We start from the raw sequence: 21,185 nt of genomic DNA on the forward strand, positions 1-21,185 counted from the left end.
GAAGGGCTACAATAGACGGTTTATTAAATTTTTGGGCTGCTATGCGACGTAAATTGATTGCTGGTAACTGGAAAATGAATGGCAGTTTTGCTTCAAATGAAGCGCTGTTGTCGGATTTGCGGGCCGGTCTTGGTTCTGATGTGGCTTGCGAGGTGCTGGTTTGTGCGCCTGCGCCGTACCTGATGCAGTGTGCAGACTTATTGTCGGATAGTGATATTGCCTGGGGTGCGCAGGATGTTTCTGTGCATATTTCCGGGGCCTATACCGGTGAAGTGTCTGCCGCCATGCTGGCAGATTGTTCCTGTTCTTACGTGATTATCGGCCATTCGGAACGCCGTGCTTATCATGGGGAGTTGAATGAGCTGGTAGCGCAAAAAACTTTGCGGGCGCTCGCGTCGGGATTGAAGCCTATCGTCTGCGTGGGTGAGACCCTGGAGCAGCGGGAGTCGGGGCTAACCAATGCCGTGGTGCGCGCGCAATTGCAAGCCGTGTTGGATGTAATTGAGGCCGATGCGCTGGCTGATCTGGTGGTGGCGTATGAGCCGGTCTGGGCGATAGGGACTGGCAAGACGGCAACGCCGCAGATGGCGCAAGAAGTGCATGCCGTATTGCGTCAGCAGTTGGCTTTGAAAAATGTGACGTCGGCCGCGAATGTGCGGATTTTGTATGGCGGCAGTATGAAGCCCGATAATGCGCAAGAATTATTGGCGATGCCTGATATCGATGGCGGTTTGATCGGTGGCGCGGCCTTGAAGGCGGCGGATTTTCTGGCAATTGTTCGCGCAGCTTGATTGCAGGTGCTTTGCAGGTAGTGATGAATCGGTAGTCTTGCCGGTTTATATTCGGTTTTAAAATTATTTAATCTAGGTGTTTTGAATGCATACTTTGTTTACGGTGGTCGTGGTTATTCAGGTCTTGTCTGCGCTGGCAATTATTGGCCTTGTCCTTTTGCAGCATGGTAAAGGTGCGGACATGGGCGCCTCATTCGGTTCCGGTGCCTCCGGCAGTTTGTTCGGCGCGACCGGTTCGTCCAATTTTTTATCCAAATCAACCGGCCTTGCTGCGGCAGTGTTTTTTGGCGCGACCCTGGCCCTGGCATTCATAGGCGGCAATCGCACCAGCACTGGCGGCGTGCTGGATAATTTGCCGGCGGCAGCGAAAGTGGTGCCGGCATCAGCGTCGGCAGCGGCGGTTTCCGCCAGTTCTGCCGCTGCTCCTGCGAGTGCGGCTGGCCAGGCTAATCAAATTCCTAAGTAAAACGGTTTTGCTCTGCAAAAAACATTGAATGCCTGCAATTGTGCGTTGAACAATCGCGCCAGACATAGTAGAATGCTGGGCTTAAGCCGACGTGGTGAAATTGGTAGACACGCTATCTTGAGGGGGTAGTGGCGAAAGCTGTACGAGTTCGAGTCTCGTCGTCGGCACCAAAAAATACGGTCAGTTTTCTTTGCTGATCTGGTCGGGAAAGTGATGGTAATGCTTTCCTCGCTTTTAGAGTGAATCACTTCAATGTGGCGTTCAAATACAGGTAGCCTAACGTGAACCTCGAAAATTATTTCCCTGTTCTTCTCTTCATTCTGGTGGGTATTGCGGTTGGTGTAGTGCCGCAGATCCTGGGGCGCATTCTTGCCCCATTTAAGCCGGACAGTCAAAAGACATCTCCATACGAATGCGGCTTTGAAGCCTTCGAAGATGCGCGTATGAAATTTGATGTGCGTTATTACCTCGTCGCGATCCTGTTTATTCTGTTTGATCTTGAAACGGCTTTCTTTTTTCCGTGGGGCGTAGCGATGCGCGACCTGGGTTGGTCGGGTTTTTTGATCATGCTGGGTTTTATCCTGGAATTTGCGATCGGTTTTTGGTACATCTGGAAAAAGGGCGCCCTGGATTGGGAGTAAGCGATTATGGCAATTGAAGGTGTATTGAGCGAAGGTTTCGTTACGACGACAGCCGATAAGCTGATTAACTGGACCCGTACAGGTTCGATGTGGCCAATGACATTTGGCCTCGCCTGTTGCGCGGTAGAGATGATGCATGCCGGTGCTTCTCGTTACGATCTGGATCGTTTCGGTGTGGTGTTTCGTCCATCGCCGCGTCAGTCCGATGTGATGATAGTCGCCGGGACTCTGTGCAACAAAATGGCGCCTGCTTTGCGCAAGGTGTACGACCAGATGGCAGAGCCGCGCTGGGTTATTTCTATGGGTTCTTGCGCCAACGGCGGTGGTTACTATCACTACTCGTATTCTGTGGTGCGCGGCTGTGATCGTATTGTGCCCGTCGATATTTATGTGCCTGGTTGTCCGCCGACTGCAGAGGCGCTGCTGTACGGCATCATACAGTTGCAAAACAAGATCAAACGTACCAATACGATTGCGCGCTGATCTGTTCAGTCCAAGCGAATTTAGGGCAGCACTTACACTATGACTACAAAATTAGAAATCCTCGAGGTAGCGGTAAAAGAGGTCTTGGGTGATCGATTGTTGCAATCCACTGTGGCCTTGGGCGAGTTGACCATTGTGGTCGCGCCGGCAGTGTATTTGCAGGCAATGCGCGATCTGCGTGACCATCCTTCTACTTCCTTTGAAGAGTTGATAGATTTGTGTGGCGTGGATTACTCGACTTACGGCGACGGTATCTGGGATGGCGCTCGCTTTGCGGCGGTGTCGCACTTGCTGTCGATTCAGCATAACTGGCGTTTGCGTGTCAGGGTCTTTGCGGCAGATGACGACATGCCGATCTTGCCTTCAGTGATTGATATCTGGAACGCGGCGAATTGGTATGAGCGCGAAGCTTTTGACTTCTTCGGTATTTTATTTGACGGACACAATGATTTGCGCCGTATTTTGACTGACTATGGTTTCATCGGTCATCCCTTCCGTAAAGATTTCCCTGTCTCTGGCTATGTCGAGATGCGCTATGACCCTGAGCAAAAGCGCGTGGTGTATCAGCCGGTAACGATAGATCCGCGTGAGAATGTACCGCGTATCATTCGTGAAGAGCATTACGGAGTGAAATAATGGCTGAAATTAAAAATTACACATTGAACTTTGGCCCTCAGCATCCTGCGGCGCATGGCGTTTTGCGTCTGGTGCTGGAGCTGGACGGTGAAGTGATTCAGCGTGCCGATCCGCACATTGGCTTATTGCATCGTGCAACTGAAAAATTGGCAGAACAAAAAACTTTCCTGCAATCGGTTCCCTACATGGATCGGCTCGATTATGTGTCGATGATGGCCAACGAGCACGCCTACGTCATGGCGATCGAAAAAATGCTCGATCTGGAAGTGCCCTTGCGTGCGCAATATATTCGTGTGATGTTCGACGAGATCACCCGTATCCTGAATCATTTGCTGTGGATAGGCGCGCATGCACTGGACGTCGGTGCGATGGCGGTGTTTTTGTATGCCTTCCGCGAGCGCGAAGATTTGATGGACTGCTATGAAGCGGTCTCCGGTGCGCGCTTGCATGCTGCTTACTATCGTCCGGGTGGCGTGTATCGCGATTTGCCAGAACAAATGCCGAAGTTTACGACTTCGCAACTGAAGAACGATAAGGCAATGCGTGCCTTGAATGAAAATCGCCAGGGTTCTCTGCTCGATTTCATCGAAGACTTCACGAATCGTTTTCCAACCTATGTGGACGAATACGAGACTTTGTTGACGGATAATCGTATCTGGAAGCAACGTCTGGTTGGTATTGGCGTGGTTTCTCCCGAGCGTGCTAAGGCGATGGGTTTTACCGGCCCAATGTTGCGCGGTTCCGGCATTGAATGGGACCTGCGTAAAAAACAACCTTACGAAGTTTACGATTTGCTGGATTTCGATATCCCCGTCGGCGTCAACGGCGATAGTTATGATCGTTATCTGGTGCGTGTCGAAGAGATGCGTCAATCGAATCGTATTATCAAGCAATGCGTGGAATGGTTGCGTAACAATGCTGGTCCGGTGATCACGACGAATCATAAAGTCGCACCGCCTTCACGCGTAAACATGAAGTCGAATATGGAAGAGTTGATCCATCACTTCAAATTGTTTACCGAGGGTTTCCATGTGCCTGCCGGCGAAGCGTATGCCGCGGTTGAGCATCCTAAAGGGGAGTTCGGTATTTACCTGATATCCGATGGCGCGAACAAGCCTTATCGTCTGAAAATTCGCGCGCCCGGATTCGCCCATTTGCAGGGTTTGGATGAAATGGCAAAAGGTCACATGATTGCCGATGCGGTGACGATTATCGGTACGCAAGATATTGTGTTTGGTGAGATTGACCGCTAGATTGTTTAATCAAGGCGCGTCAACAATAGAGGCAAAAGCTATGGTGTTATCAGAGCAGGCATTTAAAAAAATTGATCGTGAACTGGCAAAGTTCCCGGCCGATCAGCGCCAGTCCGCCGTGATGGCTGCGCTGGCGATTGCGCAGGATGAAACCGGTTGGGTATCGCCGGAAGTGATGCAGACTTTGGCTGATTACATCGGTATGCCAGCGGTCGCGGTACAGGAAGTTGCGACTTTCTACAATATGTACAACACCAAGCCAGTTGGTAAGTTCAAAATTTCGGTTTGCACTAATTTGCCTTGCGCCTTGTCTGGCGGTGAGCGCGCGGCACATCATCTGAAAGCAAAATTAGGCCTTGATTATAAAGATACCAGTCCTGACGGTTTGTTTACCCTGGTTGAAGGCGAATGCATGGGAGCTTGCGGTGATGCCCCGGTGATGCTGGTGAATAACAAGCGCATGTGCAGCTTTATGTCGAATGACAAAATCGACTCGCTGGTAACAGAACTCACAGAGGCGGGCAAATAATGACGAGTCTGCATAATCGCCATATAAATCCTTTAATTCTTGCCGGCCTTGACGGCAAAAACTGGCACCTGCAAGACTACGTGGCACGTGGTGGCTATCAATCTTTAAAGCGCATTCTCGACGAAAAAATTCCGCCTGAGCAGGTCATTGCTGAGTTGAAAGCGTCATCTTTGCGTGGTCGCGGCGGTGCCGGTTTTCCGACCGGCTTGAAGTGGAGCTTCATGCCGCGTCAGTACCCCGGTCAAAAATACCTGGTCTGCAATACCGATGAAGGCGAACCTGGTACCTTTAAAGATCGCGACATCATTCGCTATAACCCGCATGCCTTGATTGAGGGCATGGCGATCGGTGCCTATGCAATGGGCATTACAGTCGGTTATAACTACATCCACGGAGAAATTTTCGCGGACTATGACCGCTTTGAAGAAGCGATTGAAGAAGCGCGCGCCGCCGGTATGTTGGGCGACAAGATTCACGGTTCCGATTTTTCATTCCAGTTGCATGCGTTCCACGGCTATGGCGCTTACATCTGCGGCGAAGAAACCGCCTTGCTTGAATCTTTGGAAGGCAAAAAAGGACAGCCGCGCTTCAAGCCGCCTTTCCCTGCCAGCTTCGGTCTGTACGGCAAGCCAACCACGATCAATAACACAGAGACGTTTGCTGCAGTGCCGTTTGTGTTTGCGATGGGCGGTGAAAAATATGCTGCTCTGGGCAAGCCGAATAATGGCGGCACCAAAATTTTCTCAATGTCAGGTGACGTAGCCAAACCGGGTAACTACGAAGTTCCTCTTGGTACGCCGTTTGCGACCTTGCTGGAATTGGCTGGCGGCATGCGCGACGGCAAGAAAATCAAGGCAGTCATTCCTGGCGGTTCTTCGATGCCGGTATTGACCGGTGACGTCATGATGGCAACCGATATGGATTACGACTCGATCGCCAAAGCCGGTTCGATGCTGGGTTCCGGTGCGGTCATCGTGATGGATGAAACACGTTGCATGGTCAAGTCCCTGCTGCGCCTGTCCTACTTTTATTTTGAAGAATCCTGCGGTCAATGCACTCCATGTCGCGAAGGTACGGGCTGGTTATATCGCATGGTGCACCGTATCGAACACGGACAGGGCAGGGCGGATGATCTCGACTTGCTGAATTCGATTGCGGACAATATTCAGGGCCGCACGATTTGCGCCTTGGGTGATGCCGCGGCGATGCCGGTGCGTGCTTTCATCAAGAATTTCCGCGAAGAATTTGAATATCACATCGAGCATAAACATTGCTTGGTTCCCGCTTACATTTAAGCCAGCTCAGGTAGCGTACTTCAGAGTAAACCATGGTTGAAATCGAAATAGACGGCAAAAAAGTCGAAGTGCAAGAAGGCAGCATGGTAATGGATGCTGCCAATAAACTTGGCACCTACATCCCTCATTTTTGCTATCACAAAAAATTGTCCATCGCGGCGAATTGCCGCATGTGTCTGGTCGAAGTGGAAAAGGCGCCTAAGCCTTTGCCCGCTTGCGCCACGCCTGTGACAGCCGGCATGATCGTACGCTCGAATAGCGAAAAAGCGGTCAAGGCACAAAAAGGCGTGATGGAATTCTTGCTGATCAATCACCCGCTCGATTGTCCTATCTGCGATCAGGGCGGCGAATGCCAGTTGCAGGATTTGGCTGTCGGTTATGGTGGCAGCAGTTCGCGCTACGAAGAAGAAAAGCGTGTGGTGTTCCACAAAAATGTCGGCCCACTTATTTCTATGGAAGAAATGAGCCGCTGCATTCACTGTACGCGCTGCGTTCGTTTCGGCCAGGAAATTGCCGGCGTGATGGAGCTGGGAATGCTGGGGCGCGGGGAGCATGCCGAGATCACCTCCTTCGTTGGCAAGACCGTCGATTCCGAACTGTCCGGTAATATGATCGATCTTTGCCCGGTTGGCGCATTGACGTCTAAACCGTTCCGTTATTCCGCACGTACCTGGGAATTGTCACGCCGTAAATCGGTCAGTGCACATGATGGCCTGGGTTCCAATTTGATTGTTCAAGTGAAGAACAACAAAGTCATGCGTGTCGTGCCTTTGGAAAACGAGGCAGTCAACGAGTGCTGGATTTCCGATAAGGATCGCTTCGCCTATGAAGGTTTGAATAGCGAAGAGCGCCTGACCAAGCCGATGATCAAGCAAGGTGGTCAATGGCAAGAAACCGACTGGCAAACTGCGCTGGAATATGTCGCGCACGGCCTGCGTAATATCAAGCATGAACATGGCGCTGCCGCGATTGCCGCAGCGGCTACGCCAAGCTCGACCTTGGAAGAACTCAGTTTGCTGCAACGCGTGGTTCGTGGCCTGGGCTCTGATAATGTCGATTTCCGTTTGCGTCAATCGGACTTCTCTTTGGATGCCAAAGTAATGCCGTGGTTAGGCATGTCGATTGTTGATTTCGCGCAATTGAAAAATATTTTTGTCATTGGTTCTTTCTTGCGCAAGGATCACCCTTTGCTGGCTGCGCGTTTGCGTCAGTCCGTAAAGATGGGCGCTAAGCTGAATGTACTGCACGCGACCGATGATGAGTTGCTGATCAAGTTGGCGAATAATGCCGTGGTCGCTCCGTCGGCCTGGTTGAATTTCCTGGCTGAAGTCGCAGCCGCGATTGCAGTTAAAAAAGAAATCGTTAAGCCTGCCGGACTTGAACAAGTTCAGGCATCTGAAAAAGCCACATCCATCGCCGATAGCATCTTGAAGGGCGACGCCGGCGTATTCTTGGGTAACGCTGCTGCTCAGCATCCTGATGCCGCCAAATTGCACGCTCTGGCGCAATGGATAGCCCAGAATGCAGGAGCCGGTTTCGGTTACCTGACTGAAGCCGCTAACACGGTTGGCGGCTACTTGGCTGGCGCAGTTCCTGCCAACACAGCGAACGCGCAAAACTTGTTTGCGCAAGCCAAAAAAGCTTACGTGCTGTTGCATGCAGAGCCTGAATTTGATTGCGCCAATCCGCAACAGGCAAGGGCGGCATTGGATCAGGCGGAAATGGTTGTATCGCTGTCGGCGTACAAGCATGGCCTGGATTACGCCGATGTCTTGCTGCCAGTTTCGCCTTTCACTGAAACAGCCGGTACTTTTGTCAGTTGCGAAGGTCGGGTACAAAGTTTCCATGGCGTAGTGAAACCGTTGGGGGATACTCGTCCTGCATGGAAAGTATTGCGCGTGTTAGGTAATCTGCTGGAACTGCCGGATTTTGAATTTGAAACATCCGAAGCGATCCGTGATGCAGTATTGGGTAGGGATGCGACGACAGTATCGGCGCGTCTCAATAACATCAGTATGACAGTTCCCGTTGTGGCGAATGCAACTGTTGTTCAGGGCCTGGAGCGTGTTGCTGATGTGTCGATTTACAGCACCGATGCTATCGTCAGGAGATCTGAATCTTTGCAAAAAACAAGAGATGCGAAAACGCCCGAGGTTCACCTGAGTGCGGCACAATTTGCAAAGCTAAGTTTGCAAGAAGGTGATTACGTCAAAGTCACGCAGGGCCAGGGCTCGGCAGTATTGCCCGCGACTTTGGGCAAGAGTTTGCCGGACAACGTGGTGCGTCTTGCTGCCGGTCATTTGTCGACTAAGTCATTAGGCGCGATGTTCGGTGCCATCACTGTGGAGCGTGCGTAATGAATTTGTTACCCACTATTCAAACATATGGCCAGCAATATCTGGGCGCTTTGTGGCCGCTGGTATGGACGCTCGCTAAGATTGTCTGCATCACTTTGCCGGTCATGGGTTGCGTTGCCTACCTGACTTTGTGGGAACGCAAGATGATAGGCTGGATGCATATCCGTCTAGGCCCTAATCGTGTCGGTCCTGCCGGCTTGTTACAGCCAATCGCCGATGCGCTGAAATTGCTGTTGAAGGAAATTATCATTCCTGCCAAAGCAAACAAAGTCTTGTTTATTCTGGCGCCCATCATGACCATCATGCCGGCACTGGCGGCCTGGTCTGTGATTCCATTTGGCCCCGAGACTGTGTTGGCCAATGTGAATGCCGGTTTATTGCTGGTCATGGCGATTACTTCTATGGAAGTGTATGGGATCATCATCGCGGGTTGGGCATCCAACTCAAAATATGCTTTCCTCGGTGCGATGCGTGCCTCGGCGCAAATGGTCTCATATGAAATTGCGATGGGTTTTGTATTAGTAATCGTGCTGATGGTATCCGGTAGCCTGAATTTGACAGATATCGTGAATAGTCAAACTCACGGTTTTGCCGCCAGCTACGGGCTCAATGTTTTTTCATGGAACTGGTTGCCTTTATTGCCGGTATTCGTGGTCTATGTGATCTCAGGTATTGCGGAAACCAATCGCCACCCATTCGACGTGGTTGAAGGCGAGTCAGAAATTGTTGCGGGGCACATGGTGGAATATTCCGGTATGTCATTCGCGATGTTTTTCCTGGCTGAATATGCGAACATGATTTTGATCTCTGCGATGGCGTCCCTGATGTTCCTGGGCGGCTGGGCTGCACCGATTGATTCCATCGTATTCAACTGGGTGCCGGGCTGGATCTGGCTGGGATTGAAGACTTTTGTCGTGGTCTCGATGTTTATCTGGGCGCGCGCATCTTTCCCGCGTTATCGCTACGATCAGATTATGCGCTTGGGCTGGAAAGTATTTATTCCGCTGACTTTGGTGTACCTGGTCATCGTGGCAGCATGGATGCAAACCTCCTGGAATATTTGGAAGTAAGAGGCTAAAAAAATGGAAGCAATTAAGGATTTTTTTGGCAGCCTGATGCTGCGCGAATTACTCAAGGGACTGGCGCTGACCGGTCGCTATATGTTCGCACGCAAAATCACCGTGCAATTCCCAGAAGAAAAAACACCGCAATCACCACGTTTCCGCGGCTTGCACGCATTGCGTCGTTATCCGAATGGCGAGGAGCGCTGTATCGCATGTAAATTATGCGAAGCGGTGTGTCCTGCGATGGCGATCACGATTGAATCTGAGCAGCGTGAGGATGGTTCACGTCGCACGACCCGTTACGATATCGATTTAACCAAATGTATTTTTTGCGGTTTTTGCGAAGAATCATGTCCGGTGGATTCGATTGTAGAAACTCACGTGCTGGAATATCACGGTGAAAAGCGCGGTGATTTGTATTTCACTAAAGAAATGCTATTGGCAGTAGGCGATCGCTACGAAACAGAAATCGCTGCAGCCCGCGCCGCTGATGCGGTTTATCGTTAATCAGAGATAACCAGGATTTAGCTCGCTATGGAATTTACCACTGCTTTATTTTATGTGTTTGCTGCGATTTTGATCTTCGCGGCGACTCAAGTTATTACCGCACGCAGCCCTGTACATGCGGCGTTGTTTTTGGTGCTCGCTTTCTTCACTGCTGCCGGTATCTGGTTGTTGTTGAAGGCGGAGTTTCTGGCGATTGTGCTGGTGCTGGTGTATGTGGGCGCCGTCATGGTGTTATTCCTGTTTGTGGTGATGATGCTAGACATTGACATGGATAAGTTGCGCCAAGGCTTCTGGAGTCATTTCCCACTTGCTGCCAGTGTCGGCGTGCTGATTGTTCTGGAGATGTCGGCAGTGTTGTGGCGCGGTTTTTTACGCCCTGTGAATCATATCCCTGCCGCATCAGACAAGATTGGCGATACCAAATCATTGGGTATAGAAATCTTTACTCATTACATGTTTGCATTTGAAGTCGCGGCAGCAATTCTGTTGCTGGCGATTGTGGCTGCAGTCGCGTTGACTTTACGCCGTCGCAAAGACAGTAAGTATTTCGATCCTGCTGAGGCAGTCAAAGTTAAACGTAATGACCGTGTTCGTATGGTCAGTATGGTTGCCGATTCTGAACGTGCCCGCGATCGTGCCGGCTTGGGCGGAACAGCAGAACAGACAGAGGTTTAAATGACTTTAACACTGACACATTACCTGATTCTGGGCGCGATTCTGTTTGCGATCTCCATCGTCGGTATTTTTCTGAACCGTAAAAATATTATTGTGCTGTTGATGGCCATCGAGCTGATGCTGTTGGCTGTCAATATGAATTTCATCGCATTCTCGCATTACCTTGGCGATGCAGCAGGGCAGATTTTTGTGTTCTTTATCTTGACCGTGGCTGCTGCAGAGTCTGCGATCGGTCTCGCCATTTTGGTGGTGATGTTCCGGAATATGGATACCATCGACGTAGAAGATCTGGATGCACTCAAGGGATAATGAGTTTTAGCGGTTGCTATCTTGTCTGTAGCAATTGAAGTGCAGTTCTCTGGCGATTTAAAAAAAGTAATAAGCTAACAAAGGGTCATCATGGCGGGGCAACTTAACCCACATTTACTACTGGCTGTACCACTGGCACCTCTGGCAGGCTCCGTCATTGCGGGGCTGCTAGGTACGAAATTTTTTGGCAATCTGGTTGGCCGCAAGGTCTCTCATACGGCAACAATTTTAGGCGTGCTGGTTGCCTTCATTATCTCGTGCATGACGTTGTCTGCGGTGATGGAGGGGGCGACTTATAACGCTACTTTGTATCAGTGGATGCAAGTCGCTGGCCTGAAATTGGAAGTTGGTTTCTTGGTCGATAGTTTGACCGCGATGATGATGTGTGTAGTGACTTTTGTATCCTTGATGGTACATATCTACACAATCGGTTATATGCAAGAAGATGAAGGTTATAACCGCTTCTTCTCATACATTTCTTTATTTACGTTCTCGATGCTGATGCTGGTCATGAGCAACAACTTCCTGCAATTATTCTTCGGCTGGGAAGCGGTGGGCCTGGTGTCTTATTTGCTGATCGGTTTTTGGTATACCAAACCAACTGCGATTTACGCGAACATGAAAGCCTTTTTGGTTAATCGCGTCGGTGATTTTGGCTTCATCTTAGGTATCGGCTTATTGCTGGCTTATGCAGGCTCGATGGACTATGCGGAAGTATTTGCCAAGAGAGAAGAATTGACCAAAATTTTATTGCCAGGTACCGACTGGATGCTGATTACGGTTGCTTGTATTTGCCTGTTTATCGGCGCGATGGGTAAATCGGCCCAATTTCCTTTGCATGTGTGGTTGCCCGATTCGATGGAAGGCCCTACGCCGATTTCTGCCTTGATTCATGCGGCAACCATGGTGACTGCAGGTATTTTCATGGTGTCGCGCATGTCGCCATTGTTCGAATTGTCGGATACCGCGCTGTCGTTCATTCTGGTGATCGGCGCTATCACTGCGCTGTTCATGGGTTTCCTTGGCATCATACAGAACGATATCAAACGGGTTGTCGCTTACTCGACCTTGTCGCAGCTCGGCTACATGACCGTCGCGCTGGGTGCATCGGCCTACTCGGTCGCGGTATTCCATCTGATGACCCATGCGTTCTTTAAAGCGCTGCTGTTCCTGGCGGCCGGCTCGGTGATCATCGGCATGCATCACGACCAGGACATCCGCAATATGGGCGGCTTGCGTAAATACATGCCGATTACCTGGATCACTTCTTTATTGGGCTCTCTGGCCTTGATCGGTACGCCGTTCTTCTCAGGTTTCTATTCAAAAGACAGCATTATCGAAGCGGTACAGGCATCTCACTTGGCAGGCGCAGGCTTTGCACAATTTGCCGTGCTGGTCGGTGTGTTTGTGACCGCCTTCTACTCGTTCCGTATGTACTTCCTGGTATTCCACGGTAAAGAGAATTTCGGCCATGCGCATGCGCATCACGACCACCATGACGAGGAAGAAGACGATCACGGTCATCACGGCCTGGCGCCTGGACAAAAACCGCACGAGTCTCCGTGGGTGGTGACGCTGCCGCTGGTACTGCTAGCGATTCCTTCGGTGATCATCGGTTTCTTCGCGATCGAGCCTATGCTGTTTGGCGATTTCTTCAAGGGCGTGATTTTTGTCGACGAAGCGCATCACGCGATGGAAGAGCTGACGCACGAATTCCACGGCCCGCTCGCGATGGCGCTGCATGCTTTCACGTCGCCTCCGTTCTGGTTGGCGCTGGGCGGCGTGGTGACTTCTTATGTGTTCTACATGCTCAAGCCGGAGTGGCCGACAGCGATCAAGAAGAATGTCGGAGCTATTTACACTTTGCTCGACAATAAATATTACATGGACAGATTCAATGAAATCGTCTTTGCCGGCGGCGCGCGTTTATTGGGCGGCGGCTTGTGGAATATTGGCGATAAAGGATTGATTGACGGCCTGATCGTGAATGGCAGTGCCAAACTGGTTGGATGGTTGTCTAGGGGAGTTCGCTTGTTACAGACCGGTTATCTGTATCACTATGCGTTTGTGATGATTCTTGGGGTGTTAGGCTTCTTGTCTTACTTCATGTTTCCTTTCATGTTCCCGTTAGCTAAATAAGCAATTCATAAAAAAAGAACTCATGATGCAGTCAACTTCTTACTTACTCAGTCTCGCAATCTGGTGTCCTATCGCCTTCGGACTCTTTGTGCTGGCATTTGGGCGCGATAGCAATCCTGGCTTGACACGCGGCGTTTCATTAATTGGCTCGATTGCCAGCCTGCTGGTGACCATTCCCTTAATTCAGCGTTTCGATAATGCAGCGCATGGCATGCAGTTCGTTGAAAAGAGTACGTGGATAGAGCGTTTCAATGTGTTTTATGCTTTGGGTGTCGATGGTATCTCATTGTGGTTAATACCATTGACGGCGTTCATTACGGTGATTGTGGTGATTGCGGCCTGGGAAGTCATTGAAAAACAAGTCGCGCAATATATGGGTGCCTTCCTGATTTTGTCAGGCTTGATGATAGGCGTGTTCTGTGCAACCGATGGTTTGTTGTTCTATGTATTCTTTGAAGCGACTTTGATACCGATGTTCATCATCGTGGGTGTCTGGGGCGGCCCGAATCGCGTTTATGCCGCATTCAAATTTTTCCTCTATACCTTAATGGGTTCTTTATTGACCCTGGTGGCGATTATTTACCTGTATTTCAAAGCGGGTAATAGTTTCGATATTTTTGCCTGGCATCAGTTGCCGCTGCCGTTATCGACGCAGATTATGATTTTCCTGGCGTTCCTGATGGCGTTTGCGGTCAAAGTGCCAATGTGGCCAGTCCATACATGGTTGCCTGACGCCCACGTAGAAGCGCCAACAGGCGGTTCGGTGGTGTTGGCTGCGATCATGCTGAAATTGGGTGCTTACGGTTTCTTGCGATTCTCTTTGCCTATCACTCCAGACGCGAGTCATTACTTGTCCAGTTTCATTATTAGTCTGTCTTTGATCGCTGTGATCTATATCGGCCTGGTAGCATTGGTGCAGGCCGATATGAAGAAACTGGTAGCGTATTCCTCGATTGCCCACATGGGTTTCGTGACGCTGGGTTTCTTCATGTTTAACGACATGTCGGTGCAGGGTGCCATCGTCCAGATGATTTCTCACGGTTTTATTTCTGGCGCGATGTTCTTGTGTATCGGTGTCTTGTATGACCGCGTGCATTCCCGTCAGATCGTTGATTACGGCGGCGTTGTCAACACCATGCCTAAGTTTGCCGCTTTATTCGTCCTGTTCTCGATGGCCAACTGCGGCTTGCCGGCGACCTCTGGCTTCGTCGGTGAGTTTATGGTGATTCTCGGCGCCGTTCGATTTAATTTCTGGATTGGTATGCTGGCTGCAACTGCGTTGATCTTCGGTGCGGCTTACTCTCTTTGGATGGTTAAACGCGTGGTGTTTGGCGCGATTGTGCATGAACATGTTGCACAATTGACCGACATCAATAAGCGTGAATTTTTCATGCTGGGAATTTTAGCAATTGCAGTGATCGGGATGGGACTGTATCCAGCGCCGTTCACCGATGCAATGCAAGTGTCGGTTGCTGATTTATTGAAGCATGTTGCGGCAACAAAGATTGCGCCCTGATTAAGTTTGACGATGAGTTTGACAATAAGCTTGAAAAAAATAAAAGACTGAATTGCGGGCGGCCAGGCAGAGAGGTCGCGCAAACACAGATCGATGCTAGTACTTAGTACAAACGAAACTATATGAACCTGATACCACTTTATCCTGAAATTTTTTTGCTCCTGGCGATCTGCGTGATTTTGTTGATCGACATGTTCTTGGCAGACGATCAACGTAACGTGACATACGCCTTGAGTATTTTGGCTCTGGCAGTATGTGGCGTGCTGACGGTCAACAATTTAGATGGAGATGTTTCGGTTTATCTGAGTAATAAGATGTTTGTGTCCGACCCGATGTCTAATTTACTTAAGTTGTTTTCCTACATCGCTGTCGGTTTGACACTGATCTACGGTCGTCAATACGCATCTGATCGTGGTATGACGAACGACAAATTAGGCGGTGAATTTTACGTACTTGCCTTGTTCTCTTTACTTGGTCAGATGGTGATGATTTCAGGGAATAACTTCCTGGTGATTTACCTTGGTCTGGAATTGATGTCTTTGTCCCTTTACGCCCTGGTTGCTTTGCGCAGAGACCACACGGTGTCAACTGAAGCAGCGATGAAGTATTTCATCCTGGGTGCCTTGGCATCCGGTTTCCTGTTGTACGGTATTTCCATGCTGTATGGCGCAACGGGTTCATTGGAGCTGGCCGAGGTAGCGAAAGCGGCGGCATCTCCTTTGGCGAATAAACAGATTCTGGTATTCGGCATCGTATTCCTGGTCGCTGGTCTAGCCTTTAAATTAGGTGTAGTACCTTTTCACATGTGGGTACCCGACGTCTATCAAGGCTCTCCTACGGCCGTTACACTGTTGCTAGGTGGCGCACCGAAACTGGCTGCGTTTGCAATCTGTTTCCGTTTGTTGATCGAAGGCCTGTTCCCGCAAGCCATAGACTGGCAGCAAATGCTGGTCGTATTGGCGGTCATGTCGATGGCGATCGGCAATATTACTGCGATCGCCCAGACTAACCTGAAGCGCATGCTCGCTTACTCGACTATCTCACAGATGGGATTCATGTTGCTGGGCTTGTTGTCCGGTGTCGCTGGCAACAATACGGGCTTCGCTGCGGAGGCGTACAGCGCCTCTATGTTCTACAGTATTACTTACGTACTGACGACCTTGGGTACTTTCGGCGTGATCATGTTGCTGGCACGATCCGGTTTTGAAGCTGAAAATCTCGACGATTTAAAAGGCTTAAATAAACGCAGTCCATGGTTTGCGCTGGTGATGTTGTTGTTGATGTTCTCATTGGCAGGTATTCCGCCCATGATGGGCTTTTATGCCAAACTCTCCGTGTTGAAAGCGGTGCTGGCGACGGGGCAGGTATGGCTTGCTGTTGCCGCGGTTCTGTTTTCATTGATTGGCGCGTTCTACTACATCCGTGTAGTGAAGTTGATGTACTTTGATCAGCCCGCAGATCAGCATGCGATTGTTGCCAGCACCGATATGCGTATTGTGCTCAGCATTAATGGTATCGCTGTGTTGGTAATGGGTTTGATGCCCGGTTCATTGATGTCTGCCTGCACCAATGCGATCATCAAGACCTTAGCGTCCTGATGTCTTTTTCGGAAATTGAGTAAGTGGAAGTTTCCGCCTCTGCCTGGCTGGTGATTATCCTCGCGATAGCGGCAGCCAACTTGCCGTTTTTCAACGAGCGCCTGCTCACCGTTGTTCCGCTGTTTGGCTGGCTTGTAAAACCTTTCTGGATGCGCTTGCTTGAGCTTGCCGTCTTATACTTTTTACTGGGTCTTGTCGCCAATCTGCTGGAATCCAATGCAGGCAATCGCTTTCCCCAGACCTGGGAATTTTACGCGATCACTTCGTGTTTATTTATCGTGCTGGCTTTCCCCGGTTTCGTGTATCGCTATCTGAGAAAACAGCATGGGTAAGCTGATTTTAGACCCGCAGGCCAATCCTCATCTTGCTGAAATAAAAGTCAGCGGCGAACAGGTATATTCAGGTAGTTTTCTTAAAATCGAAAAAGATATTGTCCGCTTGCCGGATTCGAAGCAAGTCACCCGCGAATACATTAAACATCCCGGTGCGGTCGTCATTTTGCCTTTGTTTGACGATGACACTGTTCTGATGGAACGCCAGTTCCGCTATCCGCTGAATCAAGTCTTCATTGAATTCCCTGCCGGTAAAATTGATCCGGATGAGGATGCTTTGGTCTGCGCCAAGCGCGAGTTGTTTGAAGAGACCGGCTACACTGCGACGGATTGGCGTTACCTGTGCACGATTCATAATGCGATTGCGTATTCTGATGAACATCTGGATATTTTCCTGGCAAAAGGATTGATTGCCGGAGAAGCGCAATTGGATGAAGAGGAATTTCTGGAAATTTTCACTGCAACGATTCCCGAGTTGTTGGAGTGGGTGAAAACCGGCAAAATCACGGATGTGAAAACCGTGATCGGCAGTTTTTGGTTGGAAAAAGTCATTGCGGAAAATTGGTGAACCCGTTTTAAAGAGATAAAAAATGCCGCGATCAACGCGGCATTTTTTATGGCAATTACATGCTCGGGTAGTTAGGACCGCCACCACCCTCAGGTGTAACCCAGACGATGTTTTGGGTAGGATCTTTGATGTCGCAGGTTTTGCAATGCACACAGTTTTGCGCATTGATTTGCAAACGATCGGCACCTTCCGCTGTCTTGACGAATTCATACACCCCTGCCGGGCAATAGCGCGATTCCGGTCCGGCATACTTAGCCAGATTGATGCCGACCGGAACGTCCGCATTTTTCAAGGTCAAATGAATCGGCTGATCTTCCGCATGATTCGTATTCGAAATAAACACCGAAGACAAACGGTCGAACGTCAGCTTGCCATCCGGTTTAGGGTACACAATCGGCTCAAATTCCGAGGCTGGGCGCAGGCATTCATGATCGGCTTTCGAATGATGCAAAGTCCATGGCGCCTTGCCTCGCAACAGTACCTGATCCAGCCACACCAAGGGCGACCCGTAAGTCCCTTTTTTCAGCAAAGGCTTCACATTGCGTGCCGTGTACAGCTCTTCATGCAGCCAGGACTGTTCAAATGCCGTCGCATACGAGGTCAGCTCATCATGCTGACGCTGTGCTCCGAGTGCATCAAAGGCGGCTATCGCTGCCAGCATGCCGGTCTTGATCGCTGCGTGGCTACCCTTGATACGGCTCATGTTCAGGAAGCCAGCATCACAACCGATCAAAGCACCGCCCGGGAAAGTCAGCTTAGGCAGAGATTGCAGGCCGCCAGCGGTAATCGCACGCGCGCCGTAGGAAATGCGCTTGCCACCTTCAAAGAAGCCGCGGATTGCCGGATGTGTTTTAAAACGCTGAAATTCTTCATACGGCGACAGATACGGATTTTCATAGGCCAGGCCGACCACATAGCCGACCGCTACCTGATTGTTTTCCAGGTGATACAGGAAAGAGCCGCTGTACTGATCCATCAACGGCCAACCCGTCGTGTGCACCACCAGACCCGGTTGGTGCTGCTTAGGATCGATTTCCCATAATTCTTTGATGCCGATACCGTAAGACTGCGGATCTTTACCCTTATTCAAGTCGTATTTTTCCATCACCTGTTTACCCAGATGACCGCGCGCGCCCTCGGCAAACAAGGTGTACTTGGCATGCAATTCCATGCCTAACTGGAAGGCCGGAGACGCTGCACCATGGCGATCCACGCCCATATTGCCTGTTGCGACTCCTTTGACCGAGCCATCATCGTTGTACAGCACTTCCGCTGCGGCGAAGCCGGGGAACACCTCAACCCCCAAGGCTTCCGCCTGCTGCCCGAGCCAGCGTGTCACATTTGCCAACGAGACGATGTAATTGCCGTGATTCTCGAAACAGGCCGGCAGCATCCAGTTCGGTGTTTTAAACGCCTTTTTCTCGGTCAGGACCAGCACTCTATCTTCGGTGACTTCGGTATTCAGCGGCGCGCCCATTTCTTTCCAGTTCGGGAACAGTTCGCTCAAGGCTTTGGGATCCATTACTGCGCCCGACAAAATATGGGCACCGGGTTCGCCGCCTTTTTCGAGTACGCAGACCGACACTTCATTGCCTTTTTCTGCAGCGAGTTGTTTCAGCTTGATCGCAGCGGACAGGCCGGCAGGACCGCCACCGACGATCACGACGTCATATTCCATCGCATCGCGCGGACCGTATTGCTCTACTAGGCTTTGTGTCATGGTAATTATCGCTTTCAGAAGATTTACGAACGAACGTGCTTATTTGTTGTCAGCATGGTATATGCTGTGACTTTATTCTGCAAGCTGAGCATCTGTTCTAAAAATTATGTGATACCTGCTTTTATTCTGGGTGAATTATCGCAGAGCACTTCACAAGATGCAGCATTTTCATGCGTTTTCTCTCGTCAGCATGAGAAAAATACTCGTGAAATCGGGAATTTATAAAACACAAGCATAGTGACTATGTCATCATAGCGGCACATTTAGAGTGGTAGGCTTACTCAAGCTTTCAGCAGGATTCTGATTACAGTTTTTGGCCGGCATGTCGGCCGCATTTACATCTGGAGAATCAAATGGGTATTGAAGTTAATTTCGAGGGAAAAATCGCATTAATCACAGGCGCTTCCAGCGGTCTTGGCGCTCGATTTGCCAAAATTCTCGCACAGGCAGGCGCCCAGGTCGTGTTGGCATCGCGTCGCATCGATCGTTTAAAAGAATTGCGTGCCGAGATTGAAGCTGACGGCGGTGCCGCGCACGTCGTGGCGCTGGACGTGACAGATTATGCGAGCATCAAATCCGCTATTGCGCATGCTGAAACCGAGGCGGGGCCGATCGATATCCTGATTAATAATTCAGGCGTATCGACCACACAACGCCTGATCGACGTGACGCCGGAAGATTACGCCTATGTGATGGATACCAATCAGCGCGGTGCTTTTTTCGTTGCGCAGGAAGCGGCGAAACGGATGATCGCGCGTTATAAAGGCGATCCAAAAAAACAACACCGCATCATCAATATCGCCTCGGTTGCCGGTTTGCGTGTGCTGCCGCAAATTGGCATTTACTGTGTCAGTAAAGCGGCAGTCGTGCATATGACGAAATCGATGGCGGTCGAGTGGGGCAAGTTCGGCATCAATGTAAATGCGATTTGCCCCGGCTATATTTCTACAGAAATCAATCAAGATCATTTTAGCAGCGAGCAAGGGCAAAAACTGATCGACCTGCTGCCGCGAAAGCGTGTCGGTATGCCGGAAGATCTCGACGGTTTGCTGCTGTTGCTGGCCGCAGAAGAATCACGCTTCCTGAATGGAGCGATAGTTACGGCAGACGATGGAATGAGCGCGCAATGATCGACCAGAAAGTGCCTGACAAAAAGCTGGTTTATACCGTCACCATCCCGATCCGCTGGGGCGACATGGATGCCATGGGACATGTCAACAACACAGTGTACTTTCGCTATATGGAACAGGCGCGGATAGAGTGGCTGACGATGCTGGGCTGCTTACCCGATGAAAAGGGCAACGGTCCGGTGATCGTGAATGCGCACTGCACCTTCAAGCGTCCGCTGAAATACCCCGACCAGGTCGAAGTCTGCACCTATATCGGTGATGCGGGCCGCAGTAGCTTTGAGACGATCCAGGAAATGCGCAGTGTCGGCGACGGCTATGCTTTATACGCTGAAGGCGGGGCAAAAGTCGTGTGGGTTGATGCACAGACGCAGAAATCCACGGCGTTACCGGATGCAATTAAACAGAAATTGACTGAGCTGAAATCGGCCGCCAAACCGCAGCGTCGTTTGAGGACGGTGTAAGTTAGTTTGAAAGGCAACTAAGCTAACCCAATCAGCCACAGGTGAGCGCCGACGCTTCAATTGACGATGCGCAATAGCTTGTGTACCAGTTCGCTGGAGGTCGCTGCCGTAAATTTGCGCATCAGTTTGGCTCTGTGCATTTCTACCGTTCTCGGGCTTAGGCCAATTTGACGTGCAATCAGTTTGCTGGTTTTACCCTCGACCAGCAAGGCGGCGATCTCTCTTTCGCGTGGCGTCAATTCGGCAGTTACCGAACGCTTGGAGCTGAGATCTTCGAAGGTCCAGATGCCTGCAGCGTGCGCATCTTCCTTATGCAGGCCGCGGCCGGAGACATGACACCAGAACAGCTCCCGGTTGGCACGCATCATGATACGTTCATCCGAATAGTAGCCCTTGGTATTCATGATCGGCGTGATGCGGGTGCCGGTTCGTTCGAATTCATCGGGAGTCGGGTAGAGCACCAGAAACGATTGACCGAGCAAGGCTTCTTTTTGATAGCCAAACATGTTGGCCAGATCATCGTTACAAGCGCGGATAATGCGATTTTGGGAGACGCACATACCGACCGGTGCTTGCTGAAAAATAGTTTCAAAATTGATGGCCTGCGCTACATTCATAGTGAGTTATCTGATCTCGTCTGTGGTGTTGTAAGCTCAAAAAATTAAATAAAAATCAGGTATTTTTACGGTATTGCGCAGCATAGGGTAGCATCTTA

The 21,185-nt window shown here is 50.3% G+C and carries 22 protein-coding genes and 1 tRNA gene; 21 read left to right on the forward strand and 2 right to left on the reverse strand.

All coding sequences use genetic code 11. The annotated features are described in order from the left end of the window. The first annotated feature begins 41 nt into the window (after nucleotides 1–41). The 19 genes from tpiA to LPB67_RS04715 all read left to right on the forward strand — a co-directional run bounded on the left by tpiA (nucleotide 42) and on the right by LPB67_RS04715 (nucleotide 17,159). Nucleotides 42–791 carry a triose-phosphate isomerase gene (gene tpiA, locus LPB67_RS04625; protein WP_262835877.1) on the forward strand — a complete coding sequence of 250 codons (750 nt, stop codon included), beginning with the start codon at nucleotides 42–44 and terminating at the stop codon, nucleotides 789–791. A gap of 85 nt (nucleotides 792–876) precedes the next feature. Further along, complete coding sequence (secG, locus tag LPB67_RS04630) at nucleotides 877–1,257, forward strand: preprotein translocase subunit SecG (RefSeq protein ID WP_262835878.1); 381 nt, start codon at nucleotides 877–879, stop codon at nucleotides 1,255–1,257. Nucleotides 1,258–1,342: 85 nt separating this feature from the next. After that, nucleotides 1,343–1,427 (forward strand) — tRNA-Leu (locus LPB67_RS04635). A 111-nt stretch (nucleotides 1,428–1,538) separates the two neighbouring features. Further along, the gene (locus LPB67_RS04640) at nucleotides 1,539–1,898 is read left to right on the forward strand and encodes an NADH-quinone oxidoreductase subunit A (RefSeq protein ID WP_262835879.1); all 360 of its coding nucleotides are present in this window, start codon (nucleotides 1,539–1,541) and stop codon (nucleotides 1,896–1,898) included. 6 nt (nucleotides 1,899–1,904) lie between these two features. After that, nucleotides 1,905–2,381, forward strand: a complete 477-nt coding sequence (locus LPB67_RS04645; protein ID WP_262835880.1) for a NuoB/complex I 20 kDa subunit family protein — start codon at nucleotides 1,905–1,907, stop codon at nucleotides 2,379–2,381. 39 nt (nucleotides 2,382–2,420) lie between these two features. Beyond that, nucleotides 2,421–3,017: an NADH-quinone oxidoreductase subunit C gene (locus LPB67_RS04650; RefSeq protein WP_262835881.1), complete on the forward strand. Its 597-nt coding sequence runs from the start codon at nucleotides 2,421–2,423 to the stop codon at nucleotides 3,015–3,017. Continuing rightward, nucleotides 3,017–4,270, forward strand: a complete 1,254-nt coding sequence (locus LPB67_RS04655; protein ID WP_262835882.1) for an NADH-quinone oxidoreductase subunit D — start codon at nucleotides 3,017–3,019, stop codon at nucleotides 4,268–4,270. The genes LPB67_RS04650 and LPB67_RS04655 overlap by 1 nt, the downstream gene beginning before the upstream one ends. Nucleotides 4,271–4,310: 40 nt before the next feature. Next, entirely contained in the window at nucleotides 4,311–4,799 is a 489-nt protein-coding gene (gene nuoE, locus LPB67_RS04660) for an NADH-quinone oxidoreductase subunit NuoE (RefSeq protein ID WP_262835883.1), read from the forward strand. Further along, complete coding sequence (gene nuoF / locus LPB67_RS04665; RefSeq protein ID WP_262835884.1) at nucleotides 4,799–6,094, forward strand: NADH-quinone oxidoreductase subunit NuoF; 1,296 nt, start codon at nucleotides 4,799–4,801, stop codon at nucleotides 6,092–6,094. Before nuoE ends, nuoF begins: the two co-directional genes overlap by 1 nt. Before the next feature lie 32 nt (nucleotides 6,095–6,126). Next, nucleotides 6,127–8,451 (forward strand): NADH-quinone oxidoreductase subunit NuoG, encoded by a 2,325-nt coding sequence (gene nuoG, locus LPB67_RS04670; RefSeq protein ID WP_262835885.1) that lies wholly within the window; start codon nucleotides 6,127–6,129, stop codon nucleotides 8,449–8,451. Next, a complete protein-coding gene (nuoH, locus tag LPB67_RS04675; RefSeq protein ID WP_262835886.1) occupies nucleotides 8,451–9,521 on the forward strand; it encodes an NADH-quinone oxidoreductase subunit NuoH in 1,071 nt (356 codons plus the stop codon). The genes nuoG and nuoH overlap by 1 nt, the downstream gene beginning before the upstream one ends. A gap of 12 nt (nucleotides 9,522–9,533) precedes the next feature. Further along, nucleotides 9,534–10,022, forward strand: a complete 489-nt coding sequence (nuoI, locus tag LPB67_RS04680; protein WP_262835887.1) for an NADH-quinone oxidoreductase subunit NuoI — start codon at nucleotides 9,534–9,536, stop codon at nucleotides 10,020–10,022. Between the two features lie 27 nt (nucleotides 10,023–10,049). Further along, nucleotides 10,050–10,697: an NADH-quinone oxidoreductase subunit J gene (locus LPB67_RS04685; RefSeq protein ID WP_262835888.1), complete on the forward strand. Its 648-nt coding sequence runs from the start codon at nucleotides 10,050–10,052 to the stop codon at nucleotides 10,695–10,697. After that, complete coding sequence (gene nuoK, locus LPB67_RS04690; RefSeq protein WP_262835889.1) at nucleotides 10,698–11,006, forward strand: NADH-quinone oxidoreductase subunit NuoK; 309 nt, start codon at nucleotides 10,698–10,700, stop codon at nucleotides 11,004–11,006. A gap of 90 nt (nucleotides 11,007–11,096) precedes the next feature. Next, the gene (gene nuoL, locus LPB67_RS04695) at nucleotides 11,097–13,145 is read left to right on the forward strand and encodes an NADH-quinone oxidoreductase subunit L (RefSeq protein ID WP_262835890.1); all 2,049 of its coding nucleotides are present in this window, start codon (nucleotides 11,097–11,099) and stop codon (nucleotides 13,143–13,145) included. Between the two features lie 22 nt (nucleotides 13,146–13,167). Then, nucleotides 13,168–14,661 carry an NADH-quinone oxidoreductase subunit M gene (locus LPB67_RS04700; protein WP_262835891.1) on the forward strand — a complete coding sequence of 498 codons (1,494 nt, stop codon included), beginning with the start codon at nucleotides 13,168–13,170 and terminating at the stop codon, nucleotides 14,659–14,661. Nucleotides 14,662–14,783: 122 nt separating this feature from the next. Beyond that, nucleotides 14,784–16,259: an NADH-quinone oxidoreductase subunit NuoN gene (gene nuoN, locus LPB67_RS04705; protein WP_262835892.1), complete on the forward strand. Its 1,476-nt coding sequence runs from the start codon at nucleotides 14,784–14,786 to the stop codon at nucleotides 16,257–16,259. Between the two features lie 23 nt (nucleotides 16,260–16,282). Continuing rightward, entirely contained in the window at nucleotides 16,283–16,591 is a 309-nt protein-coding gene (locus LPB67_RS04710) for a DUF2818 family protein (RefSeq protein ID WP_262835893.1), read from the forward strand. Beyond that, nucleotides 16,584–17,159, forward strand: a complete 576-nt coding sequence (locus LPB67_RS04715; RefSeq protein WP_262835894.1) for an NUDIX domain-containing protein — start codon at nucleotides 16,584–16,586, stop codon at nucleotides 17,157–17,159. The genes LPB67_RS04710 and LPB67_RS04715 overlap by 8 nt, the downstream gene beginning before the upstream one ends. Nucleotides 17,160–17,214: 55 nt before the next feature. On the opposite strand, the gene LPB67_RS04720 is transcribed toward LPB67_RS04715, so the two are convergent. Then, entirely contained in the window at nucleotides 17,215–18,837 is a 1,623-nt protein-coding gene (locus LPB67_RS04720; RefSeq protein WP_262836167.1) for an electron transfer flavoprotein-ubiquinone oxidoreductase, read from the reverse strand. A 395-nt stretch (nucleotides 18,838–19,232) separates the two neighbouring features. Between LPB67_RS04720 and LPB67_RS04725 the strand changes: the two genes are divergently transcribed. Together LPB67_RS04725 and LPB67_RS04730 are read left to right on the forward strand one after the other, a co-directional pair. After that, nucleotides 19,233–20,009 carry an SDR family oxidoreductase gene (locus LPB67_RS04725; RefSeq protein ID WP_262835895.1) on the forward strand — a complete coding sequence of 259 codons (777 nt, stop codon included), beginning with the start codon at nucleotides 19,233–19,235 and terminating at the stop codon, nucleotides 20,007–20,009. Beyond that, a complete protein-coding gene (locus LPB67_RS04730; RefSeq protein WP_262835896.1) occupies nucleotides 20,006–20,470 on the forward strand; it encodes an acyl-CoA thioesterase in 465 nt (154 codons plus the stop codon). Before LPB67_RS04725 ends, LPB67_RS04730 begins: the two co-directional genes overlap by 4 nt. 56 nt (nucleotides 20,471–20,526) lie before the next feature. Here the strand turns inward: LPB67_RS04730 and LPB67_RS04735 are convergent, their stop codons facing one another. Next, nucleotides 20,527–21,087, reverse strand: coding sequence for a LuxR C-terminal-related transcriptional regulator (locus tag LPB67_RS04735; protein ID WP_262835897.1), 561 nt, complete (start codon nucleotides 21,085–21,087; stop codon nucleotides 20,527–20,529). Between the last annotated feature and the right edge of the window lie 98 nt (nucleotides 21,088–21,185).

This window comes from Undibacterium sp. Jales W-56 (genome assembly GCF_025548535.1).
In the GTDB taxonomy this organism is placed as follows: Bacteria; Pseudomonadota; Gammaproteobacteria; order Burkholderiales; family Burkholderiaceae_D; genus Undibacterium.